At 40.9% G+C, this 25610-nt stretch carries 25 protein-coding genes; 24 read left to right on the forward strand and 1 reads right to left on the reverse strand.

What is annotated here, in order from left to right; genetic code table 11:
• Positions 1-77: 77 nt before the first annotated feature.
• The 13 genes from AC1D7X_RS19715 to AC1D7X_RS19775 all read left to right on the forward strand — a co-directional run bounded on the left by AC1D7X_RS19715 (position 78) and on the right by AC1D7X_RS19775 (position 14730).
• The gene (locus tag AC1D7X_RS19715; protein ID WP_495457695.1) at positions 78-2258 is read left to right on the forward strand and encodes a RelA/SpoT family protein; all 2181 of its coding nucleotides are present in this window, start codon (positions 78-80) and stop codon (positions 2256-2258) included.
• A 36-nt stretch (positions 2259-2294) separates the two neighbouring features.
• Positions 2295-2744: a D-aminoacyl-tRNA deacylase gene (gene dtd / locus AC1D7X_RS19720; protein WP_495457696.1), complete on the forward strand. Its 450-nt coding sequence runs from the start codon at positions 2295-2297 to the stop codon at positions 2742-2744.
• Between the two features lie 71 nt (positions 2745-2815).
• Positions 2816-2980 (forward strand): hypothetical protein, encoded by a 165-nt coding sequence (locus tag AC1D7X_RS19725; RefSeq protein ID WP_495457697.1) that lies wholly within the window; start codon positions 2816-2818, stop codon positions 2978-2980.
• Between the two features lie 173 nt (positions 2981-3153).
• The gene (locus AC1D7X_RS19730) at positions 3154-3660 is read left to right on the forward strand and encodes a type 1 glutamine amidotransferase domain-containing protein (protein ID WP_495457698.1); all 507 of its coding nucleotides are present in this window, start codon (positions 3154-3156) and stop codon (positions 3658-3660) included.
• A 45-nt stretch (positions 3661-3705) separates the two neighbouring features.
• Positions 3706-4131: a hypothetical protein gene (locus AC1D7X_RS19735; RefSeq protein ID WP_495475978.1), complete on the forward strand. Its 426-nt coding sequence runs from the start codon at positions 3706-3708 to the stop codon at positions 4129-4131.
• Positions 4132-4694: 563 nt separating this feature from the next.
• Positions 4695-5939 carry a histidine--tRNA ligase gene (gene hisS, locus AC1D7X_RS19740; RefSeq protein WP_495457700.1) on the forward strand — a complete coding sequence of 415 codons (1245 nt, stop codon included), beginning with the start codon at positions 4695-4697 and terminating at the stop codon, positions 5937-5939.
• Positions 5940-5970: 31 nt separating this feature from the next.
• Positions 5971-7752 (forward strand): aspartate--tRNA ligase, encoded by a 1782-nt coding sequence (gene aspS / locus AC1D7X_RS19745; protein ID WP_495457701.1) that lies wholly within the window; start codon positions 5971-5973, stop codon positions 7750-7752.
• 15 nt (positions 7753-7767) lie between these two features.
• The gene (locus tag AC1D7X_RS19750) at positions 7768-8523 is read left to right on the forward strand and encodes a tRNA threonylcarbamoyladenosine dehydratase (RefSeq protein WP_495457702.1); all 756 of its coding nucleotides are present in this window, start codon (positions 7768-7770) and stop codon (positions 8521-8523) included.
• A gap of 130 nt (positions 8524-8653) precedes the next feature.
• Positions 8654-9952, forward strand: coding sequence for an NCS2 family permease (locus tag AC1D7X_RS19755; protein WP_495457703.1), 1299 nt, complete (start codon positions 8654-8656; stop codon positions 9950-9952).
• 122 nt (positions 9953-10074) lie between these two features.
• Positions 10075-10368, forward strand: a complete 294-nt coding sequence (locus tag AC1D7X_RS19760) for a hypothetical protein (RefSeq protein ID WP_495475979.1) — start codon at positions 10075-10077, stop codon at positions 10366-10368.
• Between the two features lie 2 nt (positions 10369-10370).
• The gene (locus AC1D7X_RS19765) at positions 10371-12551 is read left to right on the forward strand and encodes a HelD family protein (protein ID WP_495475980.1); all 2181 of its coding nucleotides are present in this window, start codon (positions 10371-10373) and stop codon (positions 12549-12551) included.
• A gap of 377 nt (positions 12552-12928) precedes the next feature.
• Positions 12929-13228 (forward strand): CD3324 family protein, encoded by a 300-nt coding sequence (locus AC1D7X_RS19770; protein WP_495476003.1) that lies wholly within the window; start codon positions 12929-12931, stop codon positions 13226-13228.
• A 197-nt stretch (positions 13229-13425) separates the two neighbouring features.
• Positions 13426-14730 (forward strand): replication-associated recombination protein A, encoded by a 1305-nt coding sequence (locus AC1D7X_RS19775; RefSeq protein WP_495457707.1) that lies wholly within the window; start codon positions 13426-13428, stop codon positions 14728-14730.
• 80 nt (positions 14731-14810) lie between these two features.
• Here AC1D7X_RS19775 and mnmA read toward each other — a convergent pair whose 3' ends face one another.
• The gene (gene mnmA, locus AC1D7X_RS19780; protein ID WP_495457708.1) at positions 14811-15947 is read right to left on the reverse strand and encodes a tRNA 2-thiouridine(34) synthase MnmA; all 1137 of its coding nucleotides are present in this window, start codon (positions 15945-15947) and stop codon (positions 14811-14813) included.
• 290 nt (positions 15948-16237) lie between these two features.
• Here mnmA and cymR point away from each other — a divergent pair, with 290 nt between their 5' ends.
• From cymR to mltG, 11 genes are all read left to right on the forward strand, one after another.
• Complete coding sequence (gene cymR, locus AC1D7X_RS19785; protein ID WP_495457709.1) at positions 16238-16657, forward strand: cysteine metabolism transcriptional regulator CymR; 420 nt, start codon at positions 16238-16240, stop codon at positions 16655-16657.
• A 68-nt stretch (positions 16658-16725) separates the two neighbouring features.
• The gene (locus AC1D7X_RS19790; protein ID WP_495457710.1) at positions 16726-17883 is read left to right on the forward strand and encodes a cysteine desulfurase family protein; all 1158 of its coding nucleotides are present in this window, start codon (positions 16726-16728) and stop codon (positions 17881-17883) included.
• A 127-nt stretch (positions 17884-18010) separates the two neighbouring features.
• Positions 18011-18535 (forward strand): PRC-barrel domain-containing protein, encoded by a 525-nt coding sequence (locus AC1D7X_RS19795; RefSeq protein WP_495457711.1) that lies wholly within the window; start codon positions 18011-18013, stop codon positions 18533-18535.
• Between the two features lie 4 nt (positions 18536-18539).
• Complete coding sequence (locus AC1D7X_RS19800) at positions 18540-18749, forward strand: YrzR-like zinc ribbon domain (protein ID WP_495457712.1); 210 nt, start codon at positions 18540-18542, stop codon at positions 18747-18749.
• Between the two features lie 176 nt (positions 18750-18925).
• The gene (locus tag AC1D7X_RS19805) at positions 18926-19984 is read left to right on the forward strand and encodes an AI-2E family transporter (protein ID WP_495457781.1); all 1059 of its coding nucleotides are present in this window, start codon (positions 18926-18928) and stop codon (positions 19982-19984) included.
• A gap of 375 nt (positions 19985-20359) precedes the next feature.
• Positions 20360-22993 (forward strand): alanine--tRNA ligase, encoded by a 2634-nt coding sequence (alaS, locus tag AC1D7X_RS19810; RefSeq protein ID WP_495475981.1) that lies wholly within the window; start codon positions 20360-20362, stop codon positions 22991-22993.
• Between the two features lie 142 nt (positions 22994-23135).
• A complete protein-coding gene (locus AC1D7X_RS19815) occupies positions 23136-23396 on the forward strand; it encodes an IreB family regulatory phosphoprotein (RefSeq protein ID WP_068659186.1) in 261 nt (86 codons plus the stop codon).
• 9 nt (positions 23397-23405) lie between these two features.
• Entirely contained in the window at positions 23406-23822 is a 417-nt protein-coding gene (gene ruvX, locus AC1D7X_RS19820) for a Holliday junction resolvase RuvX (RefSeq protein ID WP_495457714.1), read from the forward strand.
• Between the two features lie 11 nt (positions 23823-23833).
• Complete coding sequence (locus AC1D7X_RS19825; RefSeq protein ID WP_495457715.1) at positions 23834-24148, forward strand: DUF1292 domain-containing protein; 315 nt, start codon at positions 23834-23836, stop codon at positions 24146-24148.
• Positions 24141-24452 (forward strand): DUF1292 domain-containing protein, encoded by a 312-nt coding sequence (locus tag AC1D7X_RS19830; protein ID WP_495457716.1) that lies wholly within the window; start codon positions 24141-24143, stop codon positions 24450-24452. Before AC1D7X_RS19825 ends, AC1D7X_RS19830 begins: the two co-directional genes overlap by 8 nt.
• Before the next feature lie 105 nt (positions 24453-24557).
• On the forward strand, positions 24558-25607 hold the full coding sequence (mltG, locus tag AC1D7X_RS19835; protein WP_495457717.1) for an endolytic transglycosylase MltG: 1050 nt from the start codon (positions 24558-24560) through the stop codon (positions 25605-25607).
• Positions 25608-25610 lie beyond the last annotated feature (3 nt).

Below are 25610 nucleotides of genomic sequence, written 5' to 3' on the forward strand. Positions count from 1 at the left end.
AATCACACGGAGGGAACCTGCAAAGATAATTAGATATGCGGGTTCATTTTATATAGAAGGGAAACGGAATGAACTAGATGGGCATAGAGCGATTACTTGAAAAGGCTGAAGCCTATATAAAAGAAAATGATCTTATCCGCATCCGGGAAGCCTATGACTTTGCTGAACAGGCTCATCACGGTCAAGTGCGGAAATCAGGCGAACCTTATATTCTGCATCCGTTAGCGGTTGCAGATATTGTCGTGAGTATGCAGATGGATACGATATCTGTTATTGCAGCTCTCTTACATGATGTTGTTGAAGATACTACGGTCTCATTAGTTGACATTCGTAATAAGTTCGGTGATACCTGTGCCATGCTGGTGGATGGGCTTACTAAGCTTGAACGTATAAAGTTTAGATCCAAAGAAGAACAACAGAACGAGAATTATCGAAAAATGTTTATTGCCATGGCACAGGACATTCGTGTCATTGTTATTAAATTAGCAGATCGCCTTCATAATATGCGAACATTGAAGTTTCAATCGGAAGAAAGTCAACGCCGAATTGCTTATGAGACATTGGAGATATTCTGTCCTGTAGCAGATCGTTTAGGTATTTCTGCTATCAAGGGTGAGATGGAAGACCTGTCTCTACGCTACTTAAATCCACAGCAATATTATCGTATTGCAAACCTCATTCATAAAAAGCGCGCAGAACGCGAGGGATTCGTGGATAGCGTTATCGTAAGAATAAAAGAAAAACTGGATGAGATGGGGATCGAAGGTGATCTTTCAGGTCGTCCTAAACATATTTATAGCGTGTTCAATAAAATGACTACGAAAAACAAACAATTCAATGAAATATATGACCTACTTGCCATTCGTATCATTGTCGATAATATCAAAGATTGTTATGCGACATTAGGGATTATTCATACCTTATGGAAACCGATGCCAGGTCGATTTAAGGATTATATAGCAATGCCCAAAGCGAATATGTATCAGTCACTGCATACGACTGTAGTGGGCCCTAATGGAGAACCGACAGAAGTACAAATTCGTACGATGGAGATGCATCGTACTGCTGAATTTGGTATTGCTGCGCACTGGGCTTACAAAGAGGGTGCTGCCGCTGTAGGTAACTTCGACAATAAAATGACATTCTTTAGAGAAATTCTAGAACTTCAGCATGAAGCCAAGGATGCGTCAGAATTCGTCGAATCTTTGAAAATGGACTTTTTCTCTGATCTTGTGTTTGTATTTACACCTAAAGGTGAGGTTGTAGAGCTTCCTTCGGGTTCCGTTCCATTAGATTATGCTTATAGAATTCATACGGAAGTTGGTAATCGAACGATTGGTTCGAAAGTGAATGGACGCATCGTACCGTTGGATCATAAGCTGAAGACCGGCGATATTGTTGAAATTATGACTTCCAAGCACTCTTATGGACCTAGTCAGGATTGGCTTAAGATCGCTCAGTCTTCGCATGCTCGAAGCAAGATTAAACAATGGTTTAAGAAGGAAAGACGGGAAGAGAATATTGAAAAGGGACGTGATTCGGTTGAACGTGAACTGAAACGTCTAGGGTTGGATGCTTCCGATTGGATGACTGATGATAAGCTAATGGAAGTCGCGAAGAAGTTTGCTTTTAATGATCCGGAAGATATGCTCTCTGCTGTTGGATTCAGTGGTATAACAGCATCCCAAATCTGTACACGTCTGACAGAGAAGTTACGCAAAGAGCAAGAAGAAGCAAATCTGATTGAATTGACCTCGGAGATCAAGGAAATCAAGGCTCCAACGGTAGAAAAGAAGAATCGTCCTACGAATGGTGTACGTGTGAAAGGAATAGACAACTTGTTAGTACGATTCGCACGTTGTTGTAACCCAGTACCGGGTGACGAAATTATCGGCTACGTGACACGAGGTAGAGGAGTATCGATTCATCGTACGGACTGTCCTAACATCATGTTAGAAGGTGATGGAGAGGAAGCAGCACGAGTTATCGAAGTGGAGTGGGAAGGTCAACTAGAAGCGAATTATAGTGTTGACATCGAGATTACAGGTCATGATCGTAACGGACTCCTAAATGAGGTGCTACAGGCTGTTTCCGAGACGAAGACGAATATTTCTGCGGTGACAGGACGTTCTGATAAGAACAAAATGGCACAGATGCACATGACAATTCTTATTCGGAATACAGATCATCTTCATTCAGTCGTTGAACGTATTAAAAGAGTGAAGGATGTATATACGGTACACCGAATTATCCAGTAATCAGGGATGTATGATAAAAGGAGCGAGTAAGTTCATATGAAAGTGGTAGTACAACGCTGTAAAGAGGCTTCTGTTACTGTTGATGAAGAAGTCGTGGGTAAGATCGATCAAGGATTGATGGTACTTGTAGGAGTCACTCATGAGGATACGGAGAAAGATGCGAAATACTTGGCAGAAAAAGTAACGGGCTTACGTATCTTCGAAGATGATTTTGGGAAAATGAACTTTAGTGTTGTGGATACAAAGGGTGCGATATTATCCGTTTCTCAGTTCACCCTGTATGGTGATTGTCGCAAAGGCAGACGACCGAACTTTATGGCTGCAGCGAAGCCTGATATGGCATTAGAGCTTTATGAAACCTTTAATCGTGAATTAGTCAATAAAGGATTACAAGTTGAAACGGGTATTTTCGGTGAAATGATGGATGTTTCTTTTACCAACTGGGGACCTGTGACCTTGATTATAGATAGCCAAGTAGACGCATAGAAGGTGAATCCCGAGGGAATGATGAGAATAGAGCTCAAGATATTCTTAAGCATCCAAAGGAGCGCTGTATCATGCGACAGTCATCCAAACAAGGGGCATCTCAAGTATTACCCATGTTGCCTATAGGTAGTTTTTATGAAATCATTCAAAGTGATCGTGCTTTAAAAGACGTGTCATATCCAATGTGGTCGGTCTGCCCCAAGGGTAACCATCGTGAAGATATACCAAGGATGTAGCACGTTAAATAGGAGTAAACAGGGACAACCTATCAAGGTTGTCTTTTTTAATATATAGAATTTGCTTATTGAGATGGAGTTGAAACTTGATCTCTTACATAACAGTTAGGTGTTATAAAATACGCGGATTAGGGTAATAACAATTAGATCTTAAAAAAAAGGAGCCCGATATCATGAGTAAAGTTGCATTTCTATTAGCTAATCAATTTGAAGATTCCGAAATGAAAGAACCCTATGATGCTGTGACAAATGCAGGACACGAAGCTGTTATCATTGGGTTGAAAAAAGGCGAAACACTTAAAGGAAAACAAGGTTCATCCACATATACAACAGACTTAGCCGTAGCAGATGCCCTAAAGGAAGAATATGATGCTGTTGTTATTCCAGGAGGTTCTTCTCCAGAAGCGTTACGTCTGGATTCCAATATATTAGAATTTGTAAAAAAAGCGAATGAAAAGAAGAAACCGATCGCCGCGATCTGCCATGGACCACAAATACTTATAAGCGCAGAATTGCTTAAAGGCCGAGTGGTTACTTCTTACCAAGCGCTACAAGATGATATGATCAATGCAGGTGCTGAGTTCAAAAATGAAGAGGTTGTGGTTGATGGTAACTTTATTACTTCACGTACACCTGATGATGAACCCGCATTTATTCGTGAATTATTAAAGGTACTTTAATCTCATATATTTTGTATGATTCCAGTATGAAAAGGGAGGATTCACATGTCTAAACATATTCAAGCCTATTTCCAAACCGAGGATCAAGCAGAAAGTGCTAGAATTACCCTTCTAACGTATAAAACAGAAAATTTAGAAGTTAGTAAGTTAGCGGAGACTATTGGGCGCAATAATAATCTTCTATTGCCTCTTGTGGCAATAAGTCCATCAGGAAATATGAACAATTCAGGAGCAGTAGGTGTTATGGGTGGTGGAGTCGCTGGAAATAACATTGTTCCAATCATAGAAAGTGATGGTAATTCAGATTCGAACGTTAACAAGAATGGAACGTTAATTGACACTGCGGATGTAACAACTGATAATGTTGAAAATTTGAATTATGTTCTTGTTGCGAAGGTTAAAGATGAGCAATATGATGAAATCGTCCAAAAGCTTCGTGAAGTCCACGCATATGTGGAAAAGATGGATTAGATCCAACCATAATAAAGCGCTTACTTAATTGTAATATAACTGTAATGTAGAATACATGATCCTTTAACATAGCCTGACTATAATAGACCTATGACCCCCTTTTTTTAATATAATTTTGGACCTACAATGTCGATTGTAGGTTTTTTTCTGTCGTAAAAGAGATGTGAACTATTGACTTTAGTGCGCTAGTTCATTACAATCTAAAAATAGTTATAAATTGATTCAATGACAGGATTAAGTAATCCAGGCCCCACAAGATCAGAGAAGAGTCCCTTGGCTGTAAGGATTCTCTTGATGACCGGATGAATGACTTCCTCGAGAACAGTTGGCGAAACAAGTGAAGTCTCATAACATTCACATGATTGTAGTAGCCACCTGCGCTGAACGGGCGTTAATCGTGTAAGCAAATGGTCATGCTCGTCTAAGGACAGTTGGTCATTTGAAATGTGGGTGGTACCACGGGTGATTCGTTAATAACAATCTCTCGTCCCGGTTCTTTTTGAACAGGGCGGGGGATTTTTTGATTTTAAATTGGTTAAATATGTAAACGGAGGTATGGATAGATGGCCTTTCAAAAACCGACAGGAACGCAAGATTTATTGCCAGGAACGGTAGAAAAATGGCAATACGTTGAGCAAAAAGCGAGAGATTTATGTAGACGTTTTAATTATCGTGAAATTCGGACACCGCTTTTTGAACAGACGGATTTGTTTGTACGTGGGGTTGGAGATACAACCGATATTGTTGAGAAGGAAATGTATACATTCAATGATAAGGGTGACCGCAGCATGACATTACGTCCTGAAGGGACGGCTGGTGTAGTTAGAGCCTATGTAGAGAATAAGCTCTACGGTGAACCCGATGTCAGCAAATTGTACTATATCGGATCGATGTTTCGGTATGAACGCCCACAGGCAGGACGATATCGCCAATTTCATCAATTTGGTGTAGAAGCCTTTGGAGCGGTTGATCCTGCGATTGATGCGGAAGTGATATCGCTAGGTTATCAATTTTGTAAGGAGTTAGGACTGCAGGGTGTGAAAGTAGAAATTAACTCTGTAGGTACACCTGAGACTCGTACAGCATATCGTGAGCAATTAATTGCCTATCTAACACCTATGAAAGATAGCCTTTGTAAAGATTGTAAATCTCGGATGGAGCGTAATCCAATGCGAGTGTTGGATTGTAAAGTGGACCATGATAAATTTCATGATGCACCCTCTATTTTAGAAAGTCTAGATGAAGAATGCAGCACTCTTTTTGAAAAGGTAAAGCAGCATTTGGATGTGATGGAAGTGGACTATGTTGTGAATCCAAGATTGGTTAGAGGACTAGATTATTACACGCATACCGCGTTTGAATTTAAAGCAGAAGGTATTGGCGCTATCGACACAATTGGTGGAGGAGGTCGTTATAATGGCCTTGTCAGCGGCATTGGTGGTCCTGACCAACCGGGTATTGGTGTAGGGATTGGGTTAGAGCGTATTATACTTATTCTTGAGAAACAACAGATCGAATTAAATGCACAGAAACCTCTAGATGTATACTTCGTCGCTTTAGGGGAAGCAGCAGATAAAGAAATTACCAAACAATTATTTAAGCTTCGCCAACTTGGTTTCTCAGGAGAACGCGATTATTTGGGACGGAAGATGAAAGCACAAATGAAATCATCTGACCGTTTCAAGGCACGGTATACTGCCATCCTAGGGGATGACGAGTTAGAGCGTGGAGAAATTGCGCTGAAATCGATGGAAACAGGTGAACAACATACTGTGAAATTGGATGAGCTACATCTTAAGCTTGTATAAAATTAGGATTAAAAAAGGAGAACGATTAAGAATGAGTAGAACCCATCAATGTGGAACACTTACGCCAGGCCATATCGGAGAGACAGTTACTTTGAATGGTTGGGTACAGACTCGTCGTGACTTGGGAGGCGTTATGTTTATTGATTTCCGTGACCGTAGCGGGATCGTACAGATCGTATTTAACCCAGCATACTCCGGCGAAGCACTTGCTATCGCTGATAAAGTTCGTAGCGAATATGTACTGAAAGTAACAGGAACAGTTGTAGAACGTGATGCAGAGACTGTTAATGCTAATCTTCCTACGGGACAAATTGAAGTCCATATTACTGAGATCGAAGTATTAAATTCAGCTAAGACACCTCCATTCTTTATCGAAGATGGTGTTGAAGTAGATGAATCACTTCGTCTGAAATATCGATATTTAGATCTACGTAGACCTGAGATGCAGAAGACCCTTATCTTACGTTCAAAGGCTTCCAAAATATTCCGAGACTTCTTGGATGAAGAAGGATTCATTGATGTTGAGACACCTATCTTAACGAAGAGTTCACCAGAAGGCGCGCGTGATTATTTGGTACCAAGTCGGGTCCATGCTGGAGAGTTCTTTGCTCTTCCACAATCACCACAAATATACAAACAATTATTGATGGTCGGTGGACTGGAACGTTATTATCAAATCGCTCGTTGTTTCCGTGATGAAGATCTTCGTTCAGATCGTCAACCTGAATTTACGCAAGTCGATATTGAGACTTCCTTCTTAGATCGAGATACGCTTCTAAACATGATGGAGAAACTGATGGCGCGTCTCTTTAAAGAAACGGTAGGCGTAGAATTACCATTGCCATTCCAACGTATTAGTCATGCAGAAGCGATGAGTAAGTATGGTTCTGATAAACCGGATCTACGTTTTGGCTTGGAGCTTGAAGATTTGAGTGACATCGTAGCTAATAGTGGTGCTAAGGTATTCGCTTCTGTGATCGAAAAAGGTGGACAAGTGAAGTGTCTTAACGCTAAAGGATGCGGAACATGGAGTCGTAAGGACATCGATGAGCTTGGAACATATGCAAGCCGTTATGGAGCGAAGGGTCTGGCTTGGGTTCAAGTGAAAGATGGCGAATTCAAGGGTCCAATCGTTAAATTCCTTACAGAACAAGAAATTGAAGCGATTAAAGAACGTACGGGCGCTGAAGAAGGCGATCTTCTATTATTCTCCGCGGATAACAGTAAGGTTGTTGCAGATGTGTTAGGTGCATTACGTCTTAAAATTGGTCGTCAACTAGGATTAATTAACGATAAAGAATTCAAATTTGTCTGGGTATTGGACTTCCCATTACTTAGTTATGATGATGACCAAAAACGTTATATTGCAGAACATCACCCATTCACACGTCCTAAGGATGAGGACTTAGCATTATTCGATACAGATCCTCTAAAAATGCGTGCGGAAGCTTATGATATTGTATTAAACGGCTACGAAGTGGGTGGCGGTTCAATGCGTATATTTAAACGTGAGATTCAGGAGAAAATGTTCAATGCACTTGGTCTTTCACCTGAGGAAGCTTACGATAAATTCGGATACTTACTTGATGCATTTGAGTATGGAACTCCACCTCATGGCGGGATTGCCTTTGGTTTAGACAGACTTGTTATGTTATTAGCTGGTCGTACGAACCTTCGTGAAACGATTGCTTTCCCAAAAACAGCCAGTGCTACGGATCTGTTGATGGATGCTCCTTCACCGGTAGAAAATGTGCAGCTTGAACAGCTTCATATTAAATTGTCCAAAAAACCAGGTGATGACAAGAAATCATAAAGGAGGTCTAGTTAGATGCTGAATCAATTCTCGCGTACAGAACTCGCGATTGGATCAGAAGGCCTTGAAATCATGAAGAATAGCACGGTAGCCGTCTTGGGTATCGGGGGAGTGGGCTCCATTGCAGTGGAGGCCCTCGCTCGTACAGGAGTTGGACGAATCATTCTGATTGACAAAGACGTTGTGGATATCACGAACGTTAATCGACAAATTCATGCCTTAACTACGACAGTAGGTCAGAAAAAGACAGAATTAATGGTTGATCGGGTTAAACTCATTAATCCAGAGTGTGAGGCTATCGCGCTCAATATGTTTTATACGGATGAAACGTATGAGGAATTATTTAAATATGACTTGGATTATGTACTAGATGCGTCTGATACCATTGTGTATAAAATTCATATTATTAAAGAATGCCTCAAGAGAAAGATTCCGATGATTTCTAGTATGGGTGCTGCGAACAAGATGGATCCAACACGTTTTCAAGTAGCAGATATATCGAAGACAACAATGGATCCTATTGCCAGGGTCATTCGTACTACACTTCGCAAGGATGGTATTAAGAAAGGCGTGAAAGTCGTGTTCTCTACGGAGACACCGATGAAACCACGCGAAGATATCACACAGAAGATTGTGCCGGAGAATGCACCAGATAGACGGAAAGCGAAGCAACCGCCTGCGAGCAATGCTTTTGTACCGCCAGTTGTAGGATTAATTATGGCTAGTGTTGCGGTTCGAGAGTTACTTGCTAACAATGGGATTGTGACATAAACGTGAATTTTTAATTTCAAAATAGGGTTGGCGTGGTTGCCGAATTTCGGTCTCCACGTCCTTTTTTTGTGATTATGAGATATGCTAGAGACTGAATTTAAATGTAAATAGAGAATAGGGGAGCAAGTAGATGAAAACAGGATTTTGGCACCGAAGTTTAGGTCTTACCCCAGAAGATGATTGGAAGAAAGAATGGATTGCAGGATTGGTATCCTATTTTGCAGTTGTTTATATTGTGATGGTCAATGCTACGATTCTTCACGATGCAGGAATGCCACTAAAAGCAGCCATGGTGGGTACACTACTAACGTCAATTATGGGGTGTCTGCTAATGGCTTTTGGAGGGAAGTCACCTATTATTGTTGTCCCGGGTATGGGAATTAACGCCTTTTTCACCTATACGCTAGTCCATTCTATGAAGCTTAGCTGGCAGGAAGCGCTTGCTGTTGTTAGTGTTACGGGCGTGATTTTTTCAATCGTAGCTTTTACTTCGTTATACAAAATCATCAGTGAAGCCATTCCTAAGAATCTTCAACATGGTATAACCGTAGGAATTGGATTATTTCTAACGTTCATTGGATTACAGAAATCTGGCATTGTAGTTGCACATCCGACGACATTTGTCGCTATTGGACATTTCTCAGATCCATCCGTTATCGTATCTTGTGTGACGTTACTCTTAGGATTAGTTCTTTTTGTACGAGGAGTACAGGGAGGCATGCTCATTACGATGCTTGTAGGAACTGGACTTGCGTATCTCCTAGGCGCCGGACCAACTTCAACTAAAGCGGAGTCAGGTCATACCTTCCAAGCATACGGTGAGGTATTTGCAGGACTATCATGGACCAGTATCGGAAGTATCGTATTTTGGATTGCTGTTTTTCTCATGTTGTTGATTGTTGTCTTTGAAAATATTGGGTTAGTTGCTTCTCAGACAACTCTTATAGGACGTCCAGAGAACTTTAAGGGAAGCCTCAGAGCCTTGTCAGTAACGAATATATTTGCCGGTATATTTGGTACAAGCCCTGTTGTAGCTGCTGCAGAGTCTACTGCCGGTATCGCGGCAGGAGGGCGTACTGGGTTGACCTCATTAGTATCAGCTATTTTGTTTGGGGCAACATTTTTCTTTATCCCCCTACTGACTTGGATTCCGGATAGTGCTCTCGCACCTATTCTAATTATTATTGGTGGGTTGATGGTTCAAAGTGTACAGGAAATGGATTTCAAAGATCTTACCGAAGCTTTTCCAGCTTTCTTGTTGATGGTGATGATTCCATTTACTTACAGTATTGTGGATGGTATGGCCTTTGGCTTCATTGCGTATCCTGTTGTGAAGTTAGCTCAGAATAGAGGGAAAGAAGTTTCTCCCGTTCTATACGGAATTGCTATTTTGTTTATAGCTAACTTTGTTCTTAATTCCATGTTATAAAAGGTTTACCAAGCATTCTAGTTGGATGCAGCTACGATGACGGATTGTCCTTCAGATCGCTGATGCCCTCTGATTTCTTGATTGTATATTGCTTGAAGCGGATGAAATCAGAGGGCAAACCTATGCTTTCGAAGAAGCTTTCCTATGGAAAGCTTGTAGGCAAACGCTGCTGCTTCTTCAGGACAATTCCTTCACCTTCGCTGATGTTGGTTAAATTCAAACTGGCTCGTGGTTTCTCAAATAGCGTTATGATATACTTGATTTTCTTTGCTGTAAGACAATATTTTAAGCAAAGCTTATATCAAACAGGAAGCGAAAGCTCCAAAAAAACTTTGGATTATGCTTACGAAGCAAGTTTTTTTTGCGAAGTAGAGCAGGAAGCGAAAGCTCCAAAAAAACTTTTAGGAGGTAACTGAAATTGGAAAATGACTTTCAAAGTGCCTATCAAGAGGAAGAGAAAAGGCTGAATGATGCGATCTCAGAAATTGATCGCCAACTGGAATGGCTGCAAGGTGTTGATGTCTATACGGGACACGATTTCACAGAGCAAATCCTCGAAGCGGGGCGTGAAGAGAAGCGTATAGCACTGGCCAAAACCCTGCAGGAGCCTTATTTTGGACGCTTGGATTTCCAAGGTACGAAGGATCAAGACAAAAAACCACTTTATATCGGAAAGATTGGTGTCGATCGTGAAGTGGTGACAGACCAGCCACTTGTTATCGATTGGCGTGCACCAGTGGCGAGTCTTTTTTACTCATTCACGGGTGGTGAGGAGTCTGCGTCTTATGAAGCGCCTGAAGGACTGATTGAAGGGCTTGTGTATTTGAAACGTAACGTCGTTATACGAAAACAAATATTAGAGCGAGTTTCTGATACCTATAACAGAGAGAATGAGCAACCTGCGGTATCCGATGAATTTCTAGTCTATCGTCTTGGAGAGAACAAGGATAATAAGTTGCGTGATATCGTATCAACGATTCAGGCAGAACAGGATCAGATTATTCGTGCTGCCAAGAATACAGCACTCATTATTCAAGGCGTAGCAGGTAGTGGGAAAACAACCGTCGCACTACACCGTCTGGCCTTTTTACTGTATCAGTACAAAGAACAGGTCACAGCGGAAAAAATGATTATTTTTGCTCCCAACCATATGTTCTTGGATTATATTTCTGATGTACTCCCTGAACTGGGCGTAGGTGATATTCAACAGAGTACCTTTGCTGATTGGGCAATGGACGTGCTTGAGTTAAATATGCCACTTGCAGATGCAGGGGAGACACTATATTATTGGTTCGAACATGTAGGTGGAACTCGGGAATTGAATGATGAGGTACCAGGGCGATTCAAAGGGTCTTTGACGCTCATGAAGATGATCTCAAGTGTAATTGAATCGTTGGAGAATTCCTCTGTACCAGAAGGTGATTTCACCCCATGGGATGGTAAGGTATTATCACGGGACAAGATTCTATATTGGTATAACGAAGAATACAAGCCGTATCCACTTGCCAAACGTAAAGAGCGTGTCATGGCGAGGATCCATCGTTGGGTAGAAATGGAGCTTAAGAAGTCTCCATCAGAAGCCGTCCTTAAAGATCGTAAGAAAAAGGCAACACAACGTGAGAAGAGTTATTCTTCCAAATGGCCTAAATATGAGCCTTTGACATTATATAAACAAATGTTTCGTGCTTTGAAAGCACCTATCGGATGGTCAGATGAAGCATTAGAAGGAATTCCAGCTAGCTTGCTGAAATCAACCCAGTCTGATCTTAAGAAGGATATCATTCGTGAAGAGGATCTGTCCCCCCTTCTTTATATTCATTATTTATTGAATGATATAACAGGCGATCAGCGATTTGATCATATCGTTATTGATGAAGCACAAGATTTCTCACCTTTCCAGGTGGCTGTTCTTGATTTATTTGTAAAGGGACATTCGTTCACCATTCTAGGAGACCTTTCACAGGGAATTCATGCATATCGGGGAGTACATCACTGGGAAGAGATGAGTTCATTATTTAAGCCAGAACATACGGCTTATTTCGCATTAACTCGAAGTTATCGTTCAACCATGGAGATTATCGAATTTGCGAATGGCATTTTGGAAAAAGGTGTCCAAAGTGATCTTATGGCAGTCCCCGTATTTCGTAGTGGAGATCCAGTTCGATTAATTCCTTATGGTCAAGGTGAGGATGCAAGGGTAAGTAATCTACAAGAAGCATTAAGTCGATTGTCTATTAAAGAGTATCGGACGGTAGCTATCCTGACGAGAACACTTCATGAGGCTAGAGAATTACATCAGCAATTAGCAGGAAGTGTAGCTGATTTACACCTGATTGATGGAAGTAAACAAGCCTATCAAGGTGGGTTATCTGTACTTCCCGTGTATCTGTCCAAAGGGTTGGAATTTGATGCTGTTATTGTAGCGGATGCAGATTTAGAACATTATGGTCCCAAGCCATGGGACGCTAAGTTGATGTATGTAGGTTGTACGCGTGCGTTGCATGAGCTATGGATTCTGCATGGCGAAGATATCCCTAATTATTTGGGTAGCACTGAAGAAGAGATAGCCGTTGAAGGTTGGCCTGAAGAATCTGAATAGAATAAATGATGAGGATTACCCCTTGGGGTAGTCCTTTTTTGGTAAAAAATAGTTTTACTCATTCTTTCACTTGTTGGTATACCTGATTATATGAGTTAATAAGGATGTCGGAACCGACCATTACGCCATGAAAGGAGGCTGATTGAATTGATCAACGCATACGAGGTGGTTTCCGCGTAAGCGGAAGCCTACAGAAGGGGACCGCCGCAAGCGGTCCCCTTTATTATTTTTTTATAACCATGAGGGTATTTAATGATGTATAATAAGATCGGTTGGAAAAAAAATACATAGTCGAAAGGAGGCGGAATCAATGGGCGTTATTAAAAATATCTTAAATGCAGCAGTAGAAGGACAATGCTTTAAGGAGGACGTTGATTATCGCGAATTACAAAAATGGCAGGGATGTGCTTCCACCTAGCTTGTTGAAAGAGCTTCAACAATATATTCATGGGGAATTGATATATATCCCGAAGAAGAACAATCAGCGTGTGGGCTGGGGAGAACTCAGTGGAACACGGAAGCTGATCACCCGTAGGAATGAAGAAATTTATGGATTATATTCAGAAGGTCGCTCTGTTGAAGATTTGCAACAAACCTATCATTTATCTGAAGACAGTATCCGGAAGGTCATTGTCAAAATGCGGATGGAGCTAGGTAAATCTTCAGTAAAGAGTTAGCATAGAAGTTCATAGTTCCTTTATAGTTCGTAGAAACGAATGCCGTCTTTGATAATGGATGGGATTGTCGTTTCTACTTGTAGAAAACGTATACCGTGTGGCGGATGAGCCAGACGGTTTTCTTATGTTCATCCCGAGTATGATATGATAGATAAAGACATTTCTAATCTCGATGGAGTTAAGGACGTGAATTATATATGGATTTATTCTCTTTTCAGCAGGAATCAGACCCAGTCTCTCGGCTATTAGCCGATCGAATGCGTCCGGTAAATCTGGATGAATATATTGGGCAAGAACATATTATTGGACAAGGAAAATTGTTACGACGTGCGATTGAAGCGGATCAAGTCTCGTCGATTCTTTTATATGGACCTCCAGGATCAGGTAAAACAACGTTAGCACATATTATTTCTCATCATACGAAGGCAACCTTTGTTCGCTTAAATGCGGTCGAAGCTTCTGTCAAAGATGTGCGAGAGGTTATTGATCAAGCGCAAAGCAGTAAGTCTTTATACGGAACTAAGACGATTCTATTCTTAGATGAGGTACACCGCTTTAACAGTTCGCGTCAAGATGCATTGTTACCAGCTGTTGAGAAGGGTACCATTGTGTTTATTGGTGCGACAACAGAGAATCCCTTTCATTACGTCAATGGCGCTTTAATGAGTCGATCAACGTTATTTCAATTGAACGCACTCACGAAAGATCATTCCTTAATCGCTATGAAACGTGCTCTTGTAGATTCGGAAAAGGGTCTCAATTATATGAAGCTCAATGTCGATGTAGATGCACTTGAGCATATCGCTACAATGGCTAATGGAGATATTCGTAGAGCATTAAATGCATTGGAGCTTGCCGTGCTGACAACGGCTCCAGAAGATGATGGTACCATTCATGTGACGATTGAAGTCGCGGAAGAATCGATTCGTAAACCTATTGTAAAAGCAGATGAATCAACGCAATATGATATCATTTCGGCTTTTCATAAGAGTATTCGGGGTTCAAGTGATGCGGCACTATTCTGGTTTCTGTATGGAGTAGAGAAGCTTGGAATGGATCCGATGGTGTTTATTCGACGATTGATTGCAGCGAGTAGTGAAGATATTGGACTTGCCAATCCACAGGCACTGGTACAGGCGGTGAGTGCCCTTGACGCGTATCGGAACAATGGTTGGGCTGAGGGGAAATTAAATATCTCACAAGCGATTTTATTTGCGGTTGAAAGTCCTAAATCCAATGCTGTATATCTTGCTATTTCGAAAGCGATGACGGCTATAGACGATGTGCGATCCGCGGAGGTACCGCTACACTTGAGGGACACCCACTACAAAGGGGCAGTAAAGCTTGGACATGCAGGATATAAATATCCTCATGATTTCCCTAATCATTATGTGAAGCAAGATTATTTACCTAAGGACATCTCACGTCGGGTATTCTATCAAGCGACGGAACAAGGAAATGAATCTAAGATTAAGCTGAATCAAGAGCGACGGCGTGAATAAGCTCTCGATACCTTCCATAAAAAAAATGGGGTGATCTAGTCATGTTCATGACTTATAGAGCAACCCCATTTTTAATATGTTTATTTTATTTTTACAGGTGGGATAGTGTAAGGTACTTTTTCTACTTTATCAATGGTACCGCCACCTAAGCATTCTTCACCTTGGAAGAACACAACGGCTTGTCCTGGCGTAATGGCTTTTTGTTGTTTATCAAAAACAACATGAACCGTTCCATCGGGTAGCCAGTTCAATGTCACCCCTTGATCGGGTTGACGATAACGGAATTTGGCTGTGCAAGTAAAAGGTCCTTTGGGCAAAGAATCTTCTCCTTCAATCCAATTCACTCCTGTTGCCATAAGACTGTTTGAATACAGACTAGGATGACTATCCCCTTGAACCACATAAAGGACGTTCTTCTCTAGATCCTTATCAGCTACAAACCAGGGTTCACCGTTACCAGATCCACCAATACCGAGACCTTGGCGTTGGCCTAAGGTATAATACATCAGCCCATCGTGGTCTCCTTTAACTTCCCCTGTTGCAATATCCACCATTTTACCAGGTTGAGCGGGTAAGTATTGGCTTAGGAATTCTTTGAAGTTACGTTCGCCGATGAAGCAGACACCTGTACTATCCTTTTTCTTAGCCGTATATAAACCAGCTTCTTCCGCAATACGACGTACTTCTGGCTTGGGAAGATGACCGATTGGGAACATAGCTTTAGAGAATTGTTCTTGATTTAAGGCATTGAGGAAGTATGTCTGATCTTTATTACTATCAATACCACGTAATAGTTTATAGACGCCGTTCTCTTCCACTACTCTGGCATAGTGTCCGGTAGCCACATAATCTGCCCCTAAATCGAGGGCTTTATTTAGGAATTCGCCGAACTTGATCTCACGGTTACACATGACATCAGGATTGGGTGTCCGTCCGGACTTATATTCATCAAGGAAATAGGTAAATACTTTATCAAAGTATTCCTTCTCGAAGTTGACTGTGTAATAGGGAATATCGATCTGTTCACAGACACGACGTACGTCTTCAGCATCATCTTCGGCGGTACAATTCCCGAATTGATCCGTATCATCCCAATTTTTCATGAAGATTCCGATTACGTCATAACCTTGCTGTTTCAGAAGCAGCGCAGTGACAGAGGAATCGACACCTCCAGACATGCCGACAACGACACGTGTGTTGCTATTATCTTTTGACATTAGAATCACCATCTCTAACTTTAAATTATGCCCATATCGTATTTTAACATAACCACGATAACTTCACACACCATGATAATGTCCACTCAGGACGAACATTTCATCAATTTGTAACGGTTTGTTTTCCATATATGAAGCGAATATGATACCATAAGCAAAGGGTAATGATCGGAATACGATGGAATAGGTTGAAATACCCCCAAATATACCGATATTTGTTTATAATATGGATGAAATGAACAATAGACAATCATACACGAGTTTTATACGAATAGAAAGAGGTGCTATGGATGAAAATATCAACCAAAGGACGTTACGGATTAACCATTATGATGGAGCTTGCTTCTAGATTTGGAGAAGGACCTACTTCATTAAAGAGTATTGCTGAGAAGAATCAATTATCAGAGCATTATCTTGAGCAACTGATTGCACCACTACGTAATGCAGGTTTAGTAAAAAGTGTTCGCGGAGCCTATGGTGGTTATATTTTATTTCGTGAACCTTCATCTATTACTGCAGGTGATGTTATTCGCGTTCTAGAAGGACCGATCTCCCCTGTGGACTTTACTGAAGAGGATGATCCAGCAAAGAGAGACTTATGGCTTAGAATTCGAGATGGAATCGCTAGTGCTTTAGATTCTACGACGCTTGCAGATCTTATCTCTTTTGAAGAGAAGAGTGAAGCAGATAATTACATGTTTTATATTTAGCAGATTATTTGTCTGTCATTAATGGTTAATAATCTGTCTTTTAAAAATCAATAGGTGGTGGCTTTACAATGAATTCAATTTATTTGGACCATGCGGCTTCCACGCCGATTCATCCAGAAGTAGCTAACGCCATGATGAAGATCATGACTGAACAATATGGTAATGCTTCAAGTGTACATAGGTATGGAAGAGATGCCAAACGTCTATTAAACGGAGCGCGTGATCGCGCATGTGTATTATTAGGTTGTTATCCTGATGAACTTGTTTTTACAGGCGGGGGAACAGAAAGTGATAATTTAGCCTTATTTGGGGTATCTTCATTATTAAGCCACAAAGGAAAGCATATTATTACATCCTCTATTGAACATCATGCTATTCTGCATACTTGTGATGAACTTGAACGTCAGGGGTTTCGTGTGACGTATCTTCCTGTAGATTCAACAGGGCAAGTTAGTCTTAGTGATGTAGAGGACGCCATTACGGATGATACCATTCTGATTAGTGTAATGTATGGTAACAACGAAGTAGGCACAATTCAGCCGATCGAAGAGATAGGCAAGCTAGCACGTAGTCGGGATATTCTATTCCATGTGGATGGAGTTCAGGCTTTGGGGGCGGTTCCTATTTCTTGTAGAGAGCTACCTGTGGATCTGATGAGCTTCTCAGCACACAAAATTAATGGGCCACAAGGGGTAGGCGCTCTATATGTACGTCGTGGTCTACAGTTGAATGCTCGGTTATATGGGGGACTTCAAGAGAAGAAACGACGTGCAGGTACAGAGAATATTGCCGGAATCGTTGGATTCGCCAAAGCAATCGAACTTGTGTATGACAACTTACAAGCAAGAAGAGAGTCCTATTTACTTCTAAGAAGTACCTTACTTCATGCATTAGAACGGGAAATTGGACGTGAATCCTTTATTGTAAATGGTCATCCTACGGATTTCCTACCTCATATTCTCAATGTTAGTTTTCCTGAAGTTGATTCTGAGACACTACTTATGAGTTTGGATATGGAGAGAATTGCGGCAGCAAGTGGATCCGCTTGTACTTCTGGATCGTTAGAATTATCACATGTTCTTAAAGCTATGGGTCTTCCTGAGAATGTTTTGCGCTCTGCGATTCGTTTTAGCTTTGGTATGGGTAATACTGTTGAAGATATGGATAACACCGCGCAAATTATTGGAACCATTCTTCAGCGCATACGTAAAAGAGATCAAAGGTAATTCTCAACAATGGATAGGGAGGTAAGATGGTTTTCCATGTCATCCCAGAAATCATGGCTCAGGTCAGTTCGTGTATAGTTCTAATGCACTGTGGTTTCAAATTGATGATGGTGAGGAGGGTCTTGCCTTGAAGCTTCAAGAAATGATTGGATTAACCGTATTTGATGTTGAAGAGGGCAAAGAAATTGGCAAAGTGTGCGATTTCATCTTAGATGCTCAATTAACAATTACCGGGTTTGAACTTGAACGAAAAGCATTATTCTCTAGCATGGTTAAAATCATTGACTGGAGTGATATTGTTGCTTACGGCGAGGATGCCGTAATGATTCGTAATCAACAGGCTGTTCGTAAGACGAAAGCCGACAACATACAATTTACTTACTCTCTTGGAAAGAACAAACTGAAGGATTTACCTGTCATAACAGAGGATGGTCTTATGCTTGGTAGAATAACGGATGTTTATATAGACAAGGAAGTGGGCAATACAATAGTAGGTCTGGAAATTAGTGATGGATTTGTCACGGATATAATTGAAGGACGAAAGTGGCTACCCTGCACACCCGATATGGTCGTTGGGGAGAATGCTATTGTGGTTCCTCCTATGAGCGAGGAACGTCTAGTACAGCCACTCATTCTGGAAGCGGATAGGTGAAAATATGAAATGTCCTAATTGTAATTCGAAAGATATCGGAAAGATTGGATCTCATCAGTTCTATTGCTGGGGTTGTTTCATCGAACTAACGGTTAACGGCGAGAAAATGTCTGTTTATCAAGTAGAAGAAGATGGAACACTAAGCTCTTTGGATGATTTGTTTTTTGGTGAAGAAATGGCCCAAGACTTCCCACATATACATGTTTCTTCTTAATTGTATGTGGCTAGTAAACGTATAGGTGGTTTTCTTACATACCCATAAACACCTCTTGTTTGTTGTTGAACGTTGACAATAGATGGAGGTGTTTTTGTTTTTTAATATTCTTTAAGATCTGTACATATACTACCGTGTAGAAGCTAGTCCGGAAGGGGGATGATCCATTGGAATCCATGACACATAACAAATGGTTTCGATTTATGATCTGGGTATTATTTGGTCTTATTATTGTTTACTTCATATGGTTATTACGCCCTTTGTTCATGAATATCTATCAATTTCTCAAAATAATTCTTGCACCATTCATCGTTGCCATGATCATCTCTTATGTCCTTAATCCCGTCGTTAGTATGCTTCAGAATCGAAAAGTACCCCGTATTATAGCCGTACTTCTTATTTATGCGGTGTTTATATCGTGTCTTGTGGTTATTCTAATGAATATGATTCCTGTGGTCATTGAGCAATTGGATGAATTAAATGAACATCTACCAGAGATGACGATGCATGCTCAAAGTTTCGTGACCAATTTAAATACAAATCTTGTTCCGTCTGGTGTTAGGGCAGGTGTTATGGATTGGTTCTTTCAGTGGGAAGACCGATTAGCCCAGGGAATATCCAGTTTTATGGATAACATAGGAAATACCATTAACATCGTGCTTAATATATTTATCGTTCCTTTCCTGATATTTTATATTTTAAAAGACTTTGATGTGTTCGAACGAACAGTGGTGTCATACTTACCTCGTTCAGGGCGAAAGGCCGTTGTAGTTGTATTAAAAGAGATCGATAGCGCACTAGGTAGTTATGTTCGAGGACAGTTCATGGTGTGCATAATTATTGGCGTTCTTGCTTATGTTGGGTATATGATCATAGGGATGCCTTATGCATTATTACTTGCCATTGTCGTTGCGATCTTTAATGTAGTCCCCTACCTAGGCCCCTTTCTAGGCGCTGCTCCAGCTGTTGTTATGGCATCTACGGTATCGATCAAAATGGTATTGATGGTTATTGTTGTGAATACAATATGCCAAATGCTGGAGAGTAATGTGATCTCACCCCAAGTTGTGGGTAGAAAGCTACATTTACACCCTGTACTGATCATATTCGCCTTATTAGTAGGAGGAGAAATTGCGGGAATTGTAGGACTAATTATTGCAGTACCTTTGTTGGCTGTTATGAAAGTCATCATTCAGCATCTATTCGCTTATTTTATCAAGCGAAAAACGGTGTGACACTGGATTGACAGAAGCATGGTAGCTCTATATACTTGTACTGATAATGAGTGAAATGGATAAATCGAGGATGAAATAAAGTACGTCGGTGTTTCTTGCCCAGAGAACAGACTCCTTTATGTGTGAAATCATAAAGGCTGAGAGAGTCTGAAAGTATAGCCGTCGGAAAGCTAATTTCGGAGTGTGAGTTAAACTCACCGGGTGGACCCCGTTAGCAGCCGTAACAAAGGCGATCGCTAGGATGGATATTAATAATTTTCCGATTCAAGCGATAACCAGGGTGGTACCGCGATCTAATCGTCCCTGAATATTCAGGGGCGTTTTTTGTGTTTTTAGGCATGAATATGCTAGATCTATATGATGGAGGCGTTTGATATGAAAGCAAGTGAGATTCGTTCCAAATGGCTAGACTTTTTCGAGGAAAAGGGACATAAGATTGAGCCTAGTGCTCCGCTAGTTCCACATAATGACCCATCCCTTTTGTGGATTAATGCAGGTATGGCTCCGTTGAAGTCATATTTCGATGGACGTGAGAAACCAGATAATCCACGGATTGCCAATTCTCAGAAATGCATAAGAACAAATGATATTGAGAATGTTGGGAAGACACGTCGTCACCATACCTTTTTTGAAATGTTAGGGAACTTCTCCATTGGGGATTACTTTAAAGAAGAAGTAATTACATGGGCTTGGGAATTTCTAACGGATAAGAAATGGATTGGTTTCGATCCAGAGCGTTTATCCGTAACCGTATATCCTGAGGATGAAGAAGCATATAAACTTTGGCATGAGAAAATAGGTCTTTCTGAGGATCATATCGTGAAACTTGAAGAAAACTTCTGGGATATTGGTGAAGGTCCATGTGGTCCTTGTACAGAAATTTTCTATGATCGAGGAGAAGCTTATGGGAATGATATGTCGGATCCTGAGATGTACCCAGGTGGAGAGAATGAACGTTACCTAGAAGTATGGAATCTTGTGTTCTCCCAATTTAATCACAATAAAGATGGTAGCTATACACCACTTCCTAATAAAAATATTGATACCGGTGCAGGTTTAGAACGTCTGGCATCTATTCTTCAAGATGTGGATTCTAACTTCGATACCGATTTGTTCCAACCGGTTATTCAACAGACGGCAACGTTAGCTAAAGTGAAATATAACGATAGTGTAGAGCAAGATATTGCGCTAAAAGTGATTGCTGACCATGTTCGTACCGTATCATTTGCTGTTGCAGATGGTGTGCTACCATCTAATGAGGGCCGTGGATATGTTATTCGTCGTTTGCTTCGCCGCGCGGTTCGTTACGGTAAAGTGTTGGGTCTAGATCGTCCTTTCCTCTATACTTTAACGGAAACGGTTGGCAACGTCATGGGTGTCTATTACCCTGAAGTTGTTGAGAAACGTGAATTTATTGAAAAAGTGATAAAGACAGAAGAAGAACGTTTCCATGAAACATTATCTGATGGATTATCTATTCTTGAAGATATTAGTAATCAAGCTAAGCAACAAGGGCAGACTTCTATTAGTGGTAGTGATGCGTTCAAACTTTACGATACGTATGGATTTCCTTTCGACTTGACGGAAGATTATGCAACGGAACATGGACTTACAGTAGATAGAGAAGGTTTCGATGCCGCTATGCAAGAGCAACGTACACGTGCTCGGGCAGCAAGACATGATGGTGGTAGTATGCAAGTACAAGGCGGAATTCTTGGAGATTTAACGATTAAAAGTGAATTTGTTGGATATAATGACTGCGTAACCGAATCTAAAGTCATGGCGATCATTGTAAATGATGCTCTAGTAGATAGCGTTTCAGCTGGTGAAGCATGTCAGGTCATACTTGATATCACACCGTTCTATGCAGAAAGTGGCGGACAGGTCAGTGATCAGGGTCTGTTACGAGGCGGACAAGTTACGGCTAAGGTAGAAGGATTATTTAAAGCTCCATTAGGTCAACATGTGCATCGCGTGGTTGTTGAAGCGGGTGAACTAAAAGTTGGTGAGACTCTTAAAGCTGAAGTTAGCCGTGAGAAACGTTCTGATATTGTGAAGAACCATACAGCTACCCATTTGCTGCATAAAGCCCTTAAGGACGTATTAGGGGAACATGTTAACCAAGCTGGATCTTTGGTAGATACACACCGTTTACGATTTGACTTCTCACATTTCGGTAGTATTTCGCAAGAAGAACTTACAGAGATTGAGCGTCGTGTGAATGAACAGATCTGGAATGGCATTGATGTCAATATTGAATACAAATCAATCGATGAAGCGAAGTCTTCAGGCGCTATGGCGTTATTCGGTGAGAAGTATGGAGATATTGTAAGAGTTGTACAAGTTGGAGATTATAGTCTTGAATTATGCGGCGGATGTCATGTGAGCAACACTTCACAGATCGGTATTTTCAAACTTGTAAGTGAGAGTGGTATTGGTTCAGGTGTAAGACGTATTGAAGCAGTAACAGGACGTCTAGCGTATCTGTACTTGGAAGGACAACTTGATATTCTTAAACAATCAGCAGAATTACTGAAGTCTAATTTACATGATGTACCTAAACGTATTGATGCATTGCATCTACAACTTAAAGAAGCAAATCGTGAGAATGAATCGCTTCAGAGTAAGCTAAGCATTATTGAAGCAGGTAAGCTAAGTGACCAGGTCACTTCTGTTAATGGTGTAGAATTACTAGCGGTTCGTGTAAATGCTGGTAGTATGGATGGCCTACGTTCTCTTGCAGATGAGCTGAAGGAGAAACTTCCGAATGCAGTACTAGTTCTTGGTGCGGCAATGGACGATAAAGTGAACTTTGTCGTAGCTGTACCTCAAGATGTAGTGAAGTCTGGTCTGCATGCTGGTAAGCTAGTGAAAGAGATTGCTTCTATCTGTGGTGGTGGCGGCGGTGGCCGTCCTGATATGGCTCAAGCTGGTGGTAAGGATGCAAGTAAGTTAGATGAAGCTCTGAAATCAGTGAATGAGCTTGTTACTAAGAGTATAAAGGCTTAAGTAAAAGGAAATTTCTTTTATTCTTCACAACAGGATTTCCTTCCAACGCGATGAATATGTTATGATAGTGACAGAAACAAATATTTAAGATTGTATTCGCTAAAACGTGCTAAACATGTTTTAAAGAAGCGAGGTGTCGTGAATGGATTCTATGGATAAGACAGTCAAATTTAATGTTAATGGCGATGAGTTAGAGGCTTCTTCGAAGGAGATACTTCTGACGGTATACGATGCTTTGGTGGAGAAGGAATATCATCCGATCAACCAGATCGTCGGTTATCTTTTATCCGGAGACCCTGCTTATATACCACGTCATAACAATGCTAGAAGTCTCGTGAGGAAGAAAGAACGAGATGAATTGATTGAAGAGTTGGTAAGGTTTTATTTAGCCAATCACCGTTAGGAGAACTTGATGAGAATCATGGGGTTGGATTATGGGGATCGTAGAATTGGAGTGGCAGTTAGCGATATGTTTGGCTGGACTGGTCAAGGGCTAGAGGTTATTGAACGTCGTCGCGAAGGAATTGAGTTCGAACGAATTACGGCTCTGGTCCGGGAGTATGAGATTGCTGAGATAGTTGTTGGCTTACCCAAGAACATGGACGGTTCAGTAGGTTTCCGAGGAGATATTTGCATCGAATTTGCGGATAAGCTGAAGGAGCTACTAGAAATACCTGTTCATTTGTGGGATGAGAGATTAACAACCGTATCTGCTGAACGAACATTAATTGAAGGCAACGTCAGCCGAAAGAAACGTAAACAGGTCATAGATCAGATGGCAGCCAGTTTAATTTTGCAAAACTATTTAGATTCTAAGAGTATAAGGTGAGGGTGATATACATGGCTAATGACAATATGAGTATTGAAGAAGAACCGGAAATTATTTATATACCGGATGAAGAAGGCAATGAAGAAGAGTTCGAAGTGATTATGAAGTTTGAAGTGGATGGTTCTGATGCTAAGTATATGATGGTAGTTCCTATGGATTCAGAGGATGAAGAGACAGACGAAGTCTACGCATTCCGTTATGAAGAAGATGAAGATGGGGACGATATCAAACTATACATGATCGAAAGTGATGAGGAATGGGCAATCGTTGAAGAAACATTCAATACGCTTGTTGCTGAACTCGATGGAGGGCAATTAGATGACTGAGTTCTCTAGTAACCAGGTCGAATGGAGTAATCGTTTAAAGGAAGCCTTCGGTCCTACAGTGGAATTGGAAGATGAAGAAGGAATAACATCAGTATATGATCTAAGTGCTGAATTTGTTGTTGGGGATCAGAGCTATGCCGTTCTACTAAAAGTAGATGAAGATAGTGATGAATACGATATTCTCAAAATTGTTACTTCTGCAGAAGGCAATTTAGAGCTTGTCACCATTGATGATGATGAGGAATGGGAGAACGTCGCTGAGTTGTATGATGAATTGACGTTCCCTCAAGATACCGATATTTAACACGTGTAACATCTGCTAGTATCTTAGCGACAACTCATTCCAATAGGAAATGCCGAAAGGGCGGATTAGTCCGCTCTTTTTGGCTGTGAAGGGACGGGAATTTCCTTGAAAGCTAGAACCAAAATAGTTGGTATTATACTTTTGCTCCTAGTATTGGCTGTAGGCGGTATCGTGTTGTATATATGGAACGGTTTGCAACCCGTTAAAGATTCTGATGACAAGGTACAGTTTACGATCGAGCAAGGCATGGGTACGACTCAAATCGCCAAACTATTACATGAGAAAGCATTGATTAGGAACGAACTAATATTCATTGGATATCTGAAGTGGAAAGATCAGGGTAGTCGATTTCAAGCAGGTACCTATGCTACTACACCTGGACATTCGAACGATGATTTAATAGCGATGTTGAATAATGGAGACGTCGTCAAAGAAGAAATGATCCGTTTCACGATTCCTGAGGGATATACAGTTGAGCAAATAGCAGAGAAGCTAGATCAAGAGGGATTTGTAGACGGTACAAATTTTCTGAAGTTAGCTAACCAATCTACCAATGTCGATGAAACATTACCAGGAGCTATTCCTAACGATTCAGAAATGAAGCATGCATTAGAGGGATATCTCTTCCCAGAAACATACGAATTGAAAAAGGGAAGTACAGAGATCGATATCATAAAGAAGATGACATCTGAGTTAGAACAGAAACTAAATAGTATTGAAAATTGGGAGCAACTGATGAAGCAACGAGGGCTAACGTTACATGAATTGCTCACGATATCGTCATTGGTTGAACGTGAGGTTGTTGTGGATTCGGAGCGAGCATTAGTAGCTGGCGTTATTGATAACCGGTTGAAAAAGGGACAAAAGTTAGAAATCGATGCTACAGTACAATATGCACTTGATAAGCCTAAAGAACGCCTTTTCTATAAAGATTTAGAGATAGAGAGTCCTTATAACACCTATTTAAAAAAAGGGCTCCCTCCCGGTCCGATCTGTAACCCAAGTCTTGCTTCAATTAAAGCAGCCCTTCAACCGAAAGCATCTGAATATTTCTTCTATGTGACGAAAAAAGATGGGTCTCAAACACATTTGTTTGCAAAGACGTATAAAGAACACTTAGTAAATATTGAAAAAAGCAATAGTATGTCAAAATAAAAG

The sequence above is a fragment of the Paenibacillus sp. Y568 genome (genome assembly GCF_059445545.1).

What these genes read in the sequence shown, in the direction of transcription:
- AC1D7X_RS19715 (WP_495457695.1), top strand. Translation starts at nt 78, where the DNA reads ATGGGCATAGAGCGATTACTTGAAAAGGCTGAAGCCTATATAAAAGAA.
- dtd (WP_495457696.1), top strand. Translation starts at nt 2,295, where the DNA reads ATGAAAGTGGTAGTACAACGCTGTAAAGAGGCTTCTGTTACTGTTGAT.
- AC1D7X_RS19725 (WP_495457697.1), top strand. Translation starts at nt 2,816, where the DNA reads ATGCGACAGTCATCCAAACAAGGGGCATCTCAAGTATTACCCATGTTG.
- AC1D7X_RS19730 (WP_495457698.1), top strand. Translation starts at nt 3,154, where the DNA reads ATGAGTAAAGTTGCATTTCTATTAGCTAATCAATTTGAAGATTCCGAA.
- AC1D7X_RS19735 (WP_495475978.1), top strand. Translation starts at nt 3,706, where the DNA reads ATGTCTAAACATATTCAAGCCTATTTCCAAACCGAGGATCAAGCAGAA.
- hisS (WP_495457700.1), top strand. Translation starts at nt 4,695, where the DNA reads ATGGCCTTTCAAAAACCGACAGGAACGCAAGATTTATTGCCAGGAACG.
- aspS (WP_495457701.1), top strand. Translation starts at nt 5,971, where the DNA reads ATGAGTAGAACCCATCAATGTGGAACACTTACGCCAGGCCATATCGGA.
- AC1D7X_RS19750 (WP_495457702.1), top strand. Translation starts at nt 7,768, where the DNA reads ATGCTGAATCAATTCTCGCGTACAGAACTCGCGATTGGATCAGAAGGC.
- AC1D7X_RS19755 (WP_495457703.1), top strand. Translation starts at nt 8,654, where the DNA reads ATGAAAACAGGATTTTGGCACCGAAGTTTAGGTCTTACCCCAGAAGAT.
- AC1D7X_RS19760 (WP_495475979.1), top strand. Translation starts at nt 10,075, where the DNA reads ATGCTTTCGAAGAAGCTTTCCTATGGAAAGCTTGTAGGCAAACGCTGC.
- AC1D7X_RS19775 (WP_495457707.1), top strand. Translation starts at nt 13,426, where the DNA reads ATGGATTTATTCTCTTTTCAGCAGGAATCAGACCCAGTCTCTCGGCTA.
- mnmA (WP_495457708.1), bottom strand. Translation starts at nt 15,947, where the DNA reads ATGTCAAAAGATAATAGCAACACACGTGTCGTTGTCGGCATGTCTGGA.
- cymR (WP_495457709.1), top strand. Translation starts at nt 16,238, where the DNA reads ATGAAAATATCAACCAAAGGACGTTACGGATTAACCATTATGATGGAG.
- AC1D7X_RS19790 (WP_495457710.1), top strand. Translation starts at nt 16,726, where the DNA reads ATGAATTCAATTTATTTGGACCATGCGGCTTCCACGCCGATTCATCCA.
- AC1D7X_RS19800 (WP_495457712.1), top strand. Translation starts at nt 18,540, where the DNA reads ATGAAATGTCCTAATTGTAATTCGAAAGATATCGGAAAGATTGGATCT.
- AC1D7X_RS19805 (WP_495457781.1), top strand. Translation starts at nt 18,926, where the DNA reads ATGACACATAACAAATGGTTTCGATTTATGATCTGGGTATTATTTGGT.
- alaS (WP_495475981.1), top strand. Translation starts at nt 20,360, where the DNA reads ATGAAAGCAAGTGAGATTCGTTCCAAATGGCTAGACTTTTTCGAGGAA.
- AC1D7X_RS19815 (WP_068659186.1), top strand. Translation starts at nt 23,136, where the DNA reads ATGGATTCTATGGATAAGACAGTCAAATTTAATGTTAATGGCGATGAG.
- ruvX (WP_495457714.1), top strand. Translation starts at nt 23,406, where the DNA reads ATGAGAATCATGGGGTTGGATTATGGGGATCGTAGAATTGGAGTGGCA.
- AC1D7X_RS19825 (WP_495457715.1), top strand. Translation starts at nt 23,834, where the DNA reads ATGGCTAATGACAATATGAGTATTGAAGAAGAACCGGAAATTATTTAT.
- AC1D7X_RS19830 (WP_495457716.1), top strand. Translation starts at nt 24,141, where the DNA reads ATGACTGAGTTCTCTAGTAACCAGGTCGAATGGAGTAATCGTTTAAAG.